We start from the raw sequence: 7,936 nt of genomic DNA, 5'->3' as shown, positions 1-7,936 counted from the left end.
GTACAAGCGCTAGTGTATCTGAGTCGCAGTGGCCATTTAGTGATGCGTATTTAAAAGAGCGCCACACAATCTATCAAGCGATGCAATCTCTTGAATTAGCACCTGTTGATAAACATTTATTAGATTACCTCATTATTGCAGAACGTTTTCCGCAGCGTTACTTCAGCTGGCCGGTTTATATTCCAGTGCTTGAAAATATGCTTGAATATAATCAGCAACAGGATATTTCAGCAGGCATCGCTGGTTGGATCCGTTTTACACAGCAACAATTAGTGTCAGCGCAAGAAAGTAAACTGAGACTCAATTCTATCGAGCTTACGGCATTGCGAACGCAAGTAGCAAAAAGTCTTGCTGGTGATGATCTCCCAGCTATTATTAAGCAAACGTTGACCGATTTTAACGTTTTTTTAGCGTCCTATACGCCACGAGGTAGTGCTGGTTTGCATGGTTTATCGAATGGTGGGCCTTGGTACCAAAGTAAACTAAACTACTTCTCAGGGACTACGAAAGCCCCCATCAACTGGCTGGTTGCAGTGCAATCTCAATTGCAAGGTAGCCAACAGGAAGTATATTCGCTTAATTTAGCGATTGATCATCAACACTCAGTGCTTGAGCAGCGTTTTGCACAGTCTAAAAATCAACCCCACGGTTTTGATTGGGCGCAAAACTACCAAAACCTTAGCAGCTCTGCTCAGCAAGTAGCTGCAGGACTCAGTGATGAAGAGCGAACATTTTGGCTTACGATGATGGAAACCGATCTTGGCATTCATTACCATGCTTGGACAGTGCAACAAGCGAAAGTTAATTTACTGAAACGGTTAAAAATGACGCCACAACAAGTCGACTACTTAGTGGCTGATATCATTTTTTATCCGGCGCAAAGTTTTGCGTTCGCAACACTTTTAACAACACCGTAAATTAGCTTGCGGATTTTTATAATTTTGACTCGCAGTTGCCACAGCGCTGCGCTGTTGGATCGGCATTTAGCCGTTGCGGGTCAATTTTTTCTTCACAGTCACAGCAATAGCCGTATTGGCCAATATCAATTTGGCAAACCGCTGCTTCAAGCTGCTCTAAGCGTAAAATGATATCTTGGTATTCAGTGCCAAGCTGCTTTTGTGTGAGTTCTAACCACTGCTCAGGGTTGTGTTCGTGTAACGTCGCAACCAATGCATGATGAATAAGGTTATTTGAGTCTGAGAGCCTCAATAGTAAGGCTTGCCTTACTTGCTGCAACTCTGTATTTAGTAACTGAAGGTGGTGTTGAGCATTGATCATTGTCATTATCCTCGTTGAGCAATGCTACAGTATTCATTAATTAAAGAAAGGCACTATGATGTGTGTCAAATTAAGGTGCAATTGCGTATTTTTTCAAAACATCTGCCACATCTTCTTTTATCTTTAAGCGTCTGATCTCATCAAATAAAGTATCAGCTTGAGAGTATTGACGTTTTAAATAGCCCAACCATTGCTTAGTGCGAGAAGCAAAATATTTTTCATCTTTAGCGGGATCATGGTGGATGGCTGAATTAATTAAATGATGCAGAATATGTTCCCATTGCAGGCTTGCGTATTGTTTACCATTAACATGTGCTTTTATTTTTCGTGCAAGATCTGGGTGAGAAAGCGCACCACGGCCTAGCATTAAGTCTGTGCAGCCACTGCGTTGCTGGCACAGTAGCGCGTCTTCTACTTGCCAAATTTCGCCATTTGCCACCACGGCTATATCTTTATCTTTGATAAGCGGTGGGATTTTTTCCCAATAAGCGGGCGGGTTATAACCGTCTCGTTTTGTACGAGCATGAATAGCAATGCTATTGGCACCGGCGCTGACAACGGCATCGACAATTTCTTGGCTGTTACTGTCATCATCAAACCCTAAACGAATTTTAGCGCTTACTTGATGTTCGCTGGGTACGGCGTCACGGACTGCTTTGATTATTTCATACATGTGCTCAGGATCTTTTAATAGCACAGCACCGCCTTTACTTTTGTTGACCGTTTTAGCTGGGCAACCAAAATTAAGGTCAACGCCGTGAGAGCCGAGTTCGATTACTTTCACCGCATTTTCTGCCAATGCGTGCGCGACTTGGCCAAGTAATTGGATGCGAACGGGTGTGCCAGCACGCGTTAAGCCATTGTTTTGCAATTCAGGGCAGTAGCGATTAAACACTTTGTCGGGTAAGCAAGCATCTATCACACGTACAAATTCAGTGACGCATAAATCAAAGCCACCAATATCGGTGAGTAGCTGGCGCATTTTAAAATCGACAACCCCTTCCATAGGTGCTAAAACTAATTTCATGATCGAGGCACTTTTGACTTTAGAAAAGGAGCCGTAGTTTACCTGTAAATATAACATTGATAAATGCCAATTTTACTCCCATAGTTAACCTCAGTTGTACGACTTCTGCAGTGAGAGCAAAAAATAATATAAAAATTTGCAGACAAGTGAAATATTATTTTTTGTAGCGAGGTCTACTTATTACTTAGTACACCCTTTGTTTAGAGAGAGTCATAAAATGAATACAATTAAAAAGAATTCGATTGCGTTAACATTAGGCGCAGTAGTAGTAGGCAGCACAAGTTTCATTTCTGCAGATGTACAAGCAAATCCGTTTGAATTTCAACAACTGGTGACGGGTTACCAAGTTGACGCTAGCGAAGGTAAATGCGGCGAAGGTAAATGTGGTGGCGATGCTAAAACTAAAGACGACAAAGCTAAAAAAGAAGGCAAGTGCGGTGAAGGTAAATGTGGCGGCGCTGCTAAAGACGGCAAAGCTAAAAAAGAAGGCAAATGCGGCGAAGGTAAATGTGGCGGCGCTGCTAAAGACGCCAAAGCTAAAAAAGAAGGCAAGTGCGGCGAAGGTAAATGTGGTGGCGCTGCTAAAGATGCCAAAGCTAAAAAAGAAGGCAAGTGCGGCGAAGGTAAATGTGGTGGCGCTGCTAAAGATGCCAAAGCTAAAAAAGAAGGCAAATGTGGCGAAGGTAAATGCGGTGGCCGTAGCTAATTTGTATGATAAAAATTAGTCGCAATGCTTGATCAGGGCCTGCATAGGCCCTTTTTATTGATGGAGATTTAAATGGCAGTAATCAAACAAGATGAATTTGGCATGGTAGGCCTTGGTTTACGTCGAGAAATGCTCGATGAGTTGCTTACTCATATGCCAAGCCAAATTGATTTTATGGAAGTTGCACCAGAGAATTGGTTAAAACTGGGTGGCCGTTTCGCTAAACAATTTAAGTCACTTACTGATACTAATAATTTCCTCTGTCATGGTTTGTCATTATCCATCGGCTCTCCCGAACCGTTAGATATTGAATTTGTAAAATCATTAAAAGTATTTTTTGAAACACATAACATTAAACTCTTTAGTGAGCACCTCAGTTATTGCTCAGGCAGCGGGCATATGTATGATTTAATGCCGATCCCGTTTACTGAGCAGGCCGTTAAACATGTTGTTTCTCGTATTAAACAAGTACAAGATATTCTTGAGCAACAAATAGCAATTGAAAATGTTTCTTATTATGCCGCACCAGATCAGCAAATCAGTGAGTTGGATTTTACCAATGAAATTTTACAGCAAGCTGACTGTAAACTACTGCTTGATGTAAATAATATTTATGTGAATTCAATAAATCATGGCTACGACAGTGAACATTTCTTAGCAAACTTACCATCAAACCGCATAGCGTATGGTCATGTCGCTGGGCATTATAACGAAGCGGATGATTTAATCGTCGACACGCATGGTGCGGATGTGATTGATCCAGTGTGGCAATTGCTTGATCTTGCCTATCAACATCACGGGGTATTTCCTACCTTATTAGAGCGTGATTTTAATATTCCTGCCATTCCTGAGCTTATAAAAGAGCTGGATATCATTCATCAGTTACAAGCAAAACACGCTATAACTCAGAATAAAGAAAGTGCCTGATATGAATTTTATTGATAGCCAACTTGCGTTTATGGCGCATATTCGCGATCCACAATTACAGCCCAAACCGGATGGCATCGAAGACCGCCGTATGGCTATTTACCGTGATTTATTTTTTAATAATATCAATGGTTTTATTTCCTCTGGTTTTCCGGTACTGAAAACACTTTACAGCGATGATGACTGGATAAGGTTAGTGCGGCGGTTTTTTGCAGAGCACGATTGCCACTCACCTTATTTTTTGGATATCGCGGGTGAGTTTATTACATATTTAAGTAATGACTATATTTTGCAACCAAGCGATCCAGTATTTATGTTGGAGCTTGCCCATTATGAATGGGTTGAGCTTGATGTATCAATAGCGCAAACTGATCCACTGGAATGTGCTATTACTGGTGAGTTAACTGAGCAGGCACTTTATTTAAGTAGTAGTGCCAGAAATTTGAGTTATCAGTTTGCTGTGCAGCATATCAGTGTGGATTTTCAGCCGCAGCAGCCCAGTGCGCAAGCTCATTATTTTGTGGTATACCGTGATGCAGATGACGAAGTACAGTTTCTTGCCACCAATGCAATGACGGCGCTGTTATTATCGATTATAGATGTCACCCCAGGTATTCGTTTACCTGCTTTGGTGGCGCAAGTTGCTCAACAAGCCCCACAATTTACGACAGAGCAATTATTTCAAGGTGCGACTGCAACGTTAAATGCGATGGCCTCACTTGGTGTCATCGTGACAAAAAATCCCCCTTAAAACCTTTATTGATTATTTCACATCGTCTATTATGTGCGCCTTAATTTGTCGCGCTTAATAAAAGGTAGTACTTCATGTCTGAAGATAAAGATTTTAAAGACCCATTTAATGCAATGTATTTTCTTGCGTTTTTAGCCGTGTTTGTAGGAATTGGCTGTTTAAATGCAATCCTAGGCTGGATCACCACTGTATCTTAATTTGCACCATGCAAATTTAGAGGCTGCCTTTGCAGCCTTATCTTTTTCTAAACTTCCTGCCGACAACTGATTTTTGTAATGTTATACTTCTCTGCTTTGTAATATTACAGATAAAATAATTTAAATTATGACTCAAGTAACTCCATCTATCATCAAAGATAGCATTACGACCATTGCAAATTACCCAAAAGCGGGCATTATGTTCCGTGATGTAACAACGTTAATGGCTGATCCTGCGGCATTTCAAGCAACGATCAATGCATTTATAAGCGCCTATAAAGATCAAGGCTTTACTAAAATCATTGGTACTGAATCCCGTGGTTTTATTTTTGGTGCACCACTTTCATATGCGCTTGGTATTCCGTTTATTCCTGTGCGTAAACCAGGTAAGTTACCACGTGCAGTGATCTCTCAAGATTACCAGCTAGAATATGGTGAGGATGTTTTAGAATTGCACACCGATGCGATTGTCCCAGGCGATAAAGTGCTATTAGTGGATGACTTATTAGCGACGGGTGGTACGATTGAAGCGACTGCTAAGTTAGTGAATAAATTAGGTGGTCATGCGACAGATGCAGCATTTGTCGTATCACTACCTGAACTTGGTGGCGAACAACGCATTGCGAAGATGGGGATTAAAATCCTAAAATTGGTTGAATTCGAAGGCGAATAATTAATGAGTTATCAAGTCCTAGCGAGAAAGTGGCGTCCACAGACCTTTCATGAATTGGTCGGTCAATCTCATGTGAAACAAGCACTTATTAATGCTTTAACACAAAATAGATTGCATCACGCTTATTTGTTCACTGGGACTCGCGGGGTGGGTAAAACCACCATCGCGCGAATTTTCGCAAAAAGCTTAAATTGTGATGAAGGTATATCGGCGCAACCTTGTGGCAAGTGTAGTAGTTGTGTAGATATTGAAACCGGTCGCTATATTGACTTACTTGAAATTGATGCGGCATCACGGACGAAAGTTGAAGACACCCGCGAAATCCTCGATAACGTACAATACGCACCCACTCGTGGGCGCTATAAAGTGTACCTTATTGATGAAGTGCACATGCTCTCAAAGCACAGTTTTAATGCATTATTAAAAACCCTAGAAGAGCCACCTGAACACGTTAAGTTTTTACTCGCCACGACGGATCCGCAAAAACTTCCGGTGACGATTTTATCGCGCTGTTTGCAGTTTAATCTTAATGCGTTATCGCAAGCGGAAATACTCCAGCAACTTGAGTATGTACTAGGCGAAGAAAAATTAAGTTTTGAAACCCACGCCTTGCAAATTATCGCCAAAGCGGCTGATGGCAGTATGCGTGATGCATTGAGCTTAACCGATCAAGCGATTGCACAAACTAACGGCGATATTAAACATCAAGCAGTGCAAGCAATGCTAGGGTTGATGGATAACCATTATAGCCAGCACTTGTTGGTTGCATTATTAGCACAAGACGGCCCTGCATTGATGGCGCAAATTGAGCAGGTTGCGACTCAAAATCCAAATTATATTGCCTTGTTAGACGATCTTATCGGCCTGACACATTTAGCGCAATTAACCCAATTGGTACCTGATGCTGCCAAGTTGGATGATTACAACCGCGAATTTATCAGCGAAGTGGCGCACAGCTGCGACTCACAGCAAATGCAGATTTATTATCAATTGCTGCTCAATGGTAAAAAAGATTTACAATGGGCGCCTGAGCCTCGCTTAGGTTTTGAAATGATCATGCTGCGTTTATTGGCATTTCAACCTATTGATAACCAAAGCCTTGCCAGCGCAGCCTCGACTGCACCATCGGCTGATGAAAAACGCGCTCGTGCAGGCTCACTCAGAGATATTCTTAATAAAAATAAGCCAGTGGCATCAGCGCGTATTGATAACCAAGCCACATTGCCAGCGACTACACCAGCAACGAGCACTGAAGAAGAAACAGTAGGAAATACTGACAGCCCCCAGGCAATGGCGCAAGAACAAGTCGATCCAGTTAACAGTGAGTCTGCTCAGATGGCTGCAATTGCGCCACAATCGAGCAATATGCATGATGAGCCAGCGCATGATTCAGATGCAGAACTTGAGCAGCAATTAGCATCACAGTATGACGCTGTGATGAGTAACGCAGTAGAGCAAGGTTTTCATGCAGACAACGCTCATCAAGCTGAGCAATATGTGCATGAACGCCATCATGACGTTACGCAAAACAGTGCTGTATCACAGAGCAATTCATTGCCAGAGTATTCAGCGACCACGGATATTAGCCAAAAAGAAGCACAAGCGCAGTCTGCAATAGCCCGTATTTTACGGGATAGAAATATTTCCGGTGCAGGCACACTTTCTGGTGGTAAAGTATCAACACAGCCGCAAGTAAGCACAACAGCTGAGGTTGAGAGCAGTACACCAGTAAAAAAGTCACAGCCCCAGATAACGGGGACAGCTAGCCAGTCAGAGGTTAGTAGCTACACGCACAATAGCGTGCCAACTAAGCTGGTAAAGCCTGACTTTAAAGAGAAGCATCAGACCATTGTAGAAAATTTAGCCCCAGAATTACTGGAGCAAATTAATCCACAAAAAGTGCAGGCAGAGCCTGAGCCTGAAATAAATATTCAAGTACCGGATGATTTTCAAAGCCCGATCAGCGATATTCGTTTTGCGCATCAACAAGATGAATGGGCCTATTTAATTAAGCGGATGGGGCTTGGCGGGCGGATGCGGCAATTTGCTTTGCATTCAATTTATTCTAAACAGCAACAACAGTTGCATTTAGAAGTGGATGAATCGCAAAAACATCTAGATACCCCGATGTTACGACAAAAACTCAGCGCAGCTCTTGCTGCTATTTATGAACACAATGTTGAGCTGACGATTAATTTTGCAGCAGGGGTGATTGATTCGCCATATTTAATTCAGCAAAAAATAGATGCAGGGCGTCACCAGCAAGCAATTGATGTGATCAACGGCGATGAAAATATAGTGCAATTACAGCAGCTATTTTCAGCAATTATCGACGAAAACAGTATTCAGGCATTGTAATTCACTGCAATAGCCCTTA

The 7,936-nt window shown here is 42.1% G+C and carries 9 protein-coding genes; 7 read left to right on the top strand and 2 right to left on the bottom strand.

Annotation, left to right across the window (positions count from 1 at the left end):
- The coding region (locus ENH88_RS17755) for a hypothetical protein (protein WP_304184265.1) at window positions 1-917 on the top strand (917 nt) is incomplete at its 5' end.
- A gap of 16 nt (window positions 918-933) precedes the next feature.
- Here ENH88_RS17755 and ENH88_RS17750 read toward each other — a convergent pair.
- Both ENH88_RS17750 and ENH88_RS17745 read right to left on the bottom strand, forming a co-directional pair.
- A complete protein-coding gene (locus ENH88_RS17750) occupies window positions 934-1,278 on the bottom strand; it encodes a TraR/DksA family transcriptional regulator (RefSeq protein WP_304184262.1) in 345 nt (114 codons plus the stop codon).
- A 70-nt stretch (window positions 1,279-1,348) separates the two neighbouring features.
- Window positions 1,349-2,305: a tRNA-dihydrouridine synthase gene (locus ENH88_RS17745; RefSeq protein WP_304184260.1), complete on the bottom strand. Its 957-nt coding sequence runs from the start codon at window positions 2,303-2,305 to the stop codon at window positions 1,349-1,351.
- A gap of 217 nt (window positions 2,306-2,522) precedes the next feature.
- On the opposite strand from ENH88_RS17745, the gene ENH88_RS17740 reads away from it, so the two are divergent.
- The 6 genes from ENH88_RS17740 to dnaX all read left to right on the top strand — a co-directional run bounded on the left by ENH88_RS17740 (window position 2,523) and on the right by dnaX (window position 7,917).
- Window positions 2,523-3,011: a hypothetical protein gene (locus ENH88_RS17740; RefSeq protein ID WP_304184259.1), complete on the top strand. Its 489-nt coding sequence runs from the start codon at window positions 2,523-2,525 to the stop codon at window positions 3,009-3,011.
- Window positions 3,012-3,113: 102 nt separating this feature from the next.
- Window positions 3,114-3,938, top strand: a complete 825-nt coding sequence (locus tag ENH88_RS17735) for a DUF692 domain-containing protein (RefSeq protein WP_414704858.1) — start codon at window positions 3,114-3,116, stop codon at window positions 3,936-3,938.
- A gap of 1 nt (window position 3,939) precedes the next feature.
- The gene (locus tag ENH88_RS17730; protein WP_304184256.1) at window positions 3,940-4,689 is read left to right on the top strand and encodes a DNA-binding domain-containing protein; all 750 of its coding nucleotides are present in this window, start codon (window positions 3,940-3,942) and stop codon (window positions 4,687-4,689) included.
- A gap of 74 nt (window positions 4,690-4,763) precedes the next feature.
- Window positions 4,764-4,886, top strand: coding sequence for a hypothetical protein (locus ENH88_RS17725; protein WP_016707776.1), 123 nt, complete (start codon window positions 4,764-4,766; stop codon window positions 4,884-4,886).
- 127 nt (window positions 4,887-5,013) lie between these two features.
- A complete protein-coding gene (gene apt / locus ENH88_RS17720) occupies window positions 5,014-5,559 on the top strand; it encodes an adenine phosphoribosyltransferase (protein WP_304184253.1) in 546 nt (181 codons plus the stop codon).
- A 3-nt stretch (window positions 5,560-5,562) separates the two neighbouring features.
- Window positions 5,563-7,917, top strand: coding sequence for a DNA polymerase III subunit gamma/tau (gene dnaX, locus ENH88_RS17715; protein ID WP_304184250.1), 2,355 nt, complete (start codon window positions 5,563-5,565; stop codon window positions 7,915-7,917).
- Window positions 7,918-7,936 lie beyond the last annotated feature (19 nt).

It is taken from the genome of Pseudoalteromonas prydzensis (assembly GCF_011050055.1).
GTDB classification, from domain to species: domain Bacteria; phylum Pseudomonadota; class Gammaproteobacteria; order Enterobacterales; family Alteromonadaceae; genus Pseudoalteromonas; species Pseudoalteromonas prydzensis_A.
This window is presented reverse-complemented; position numbering and strand designations above follow the sequence as displayed.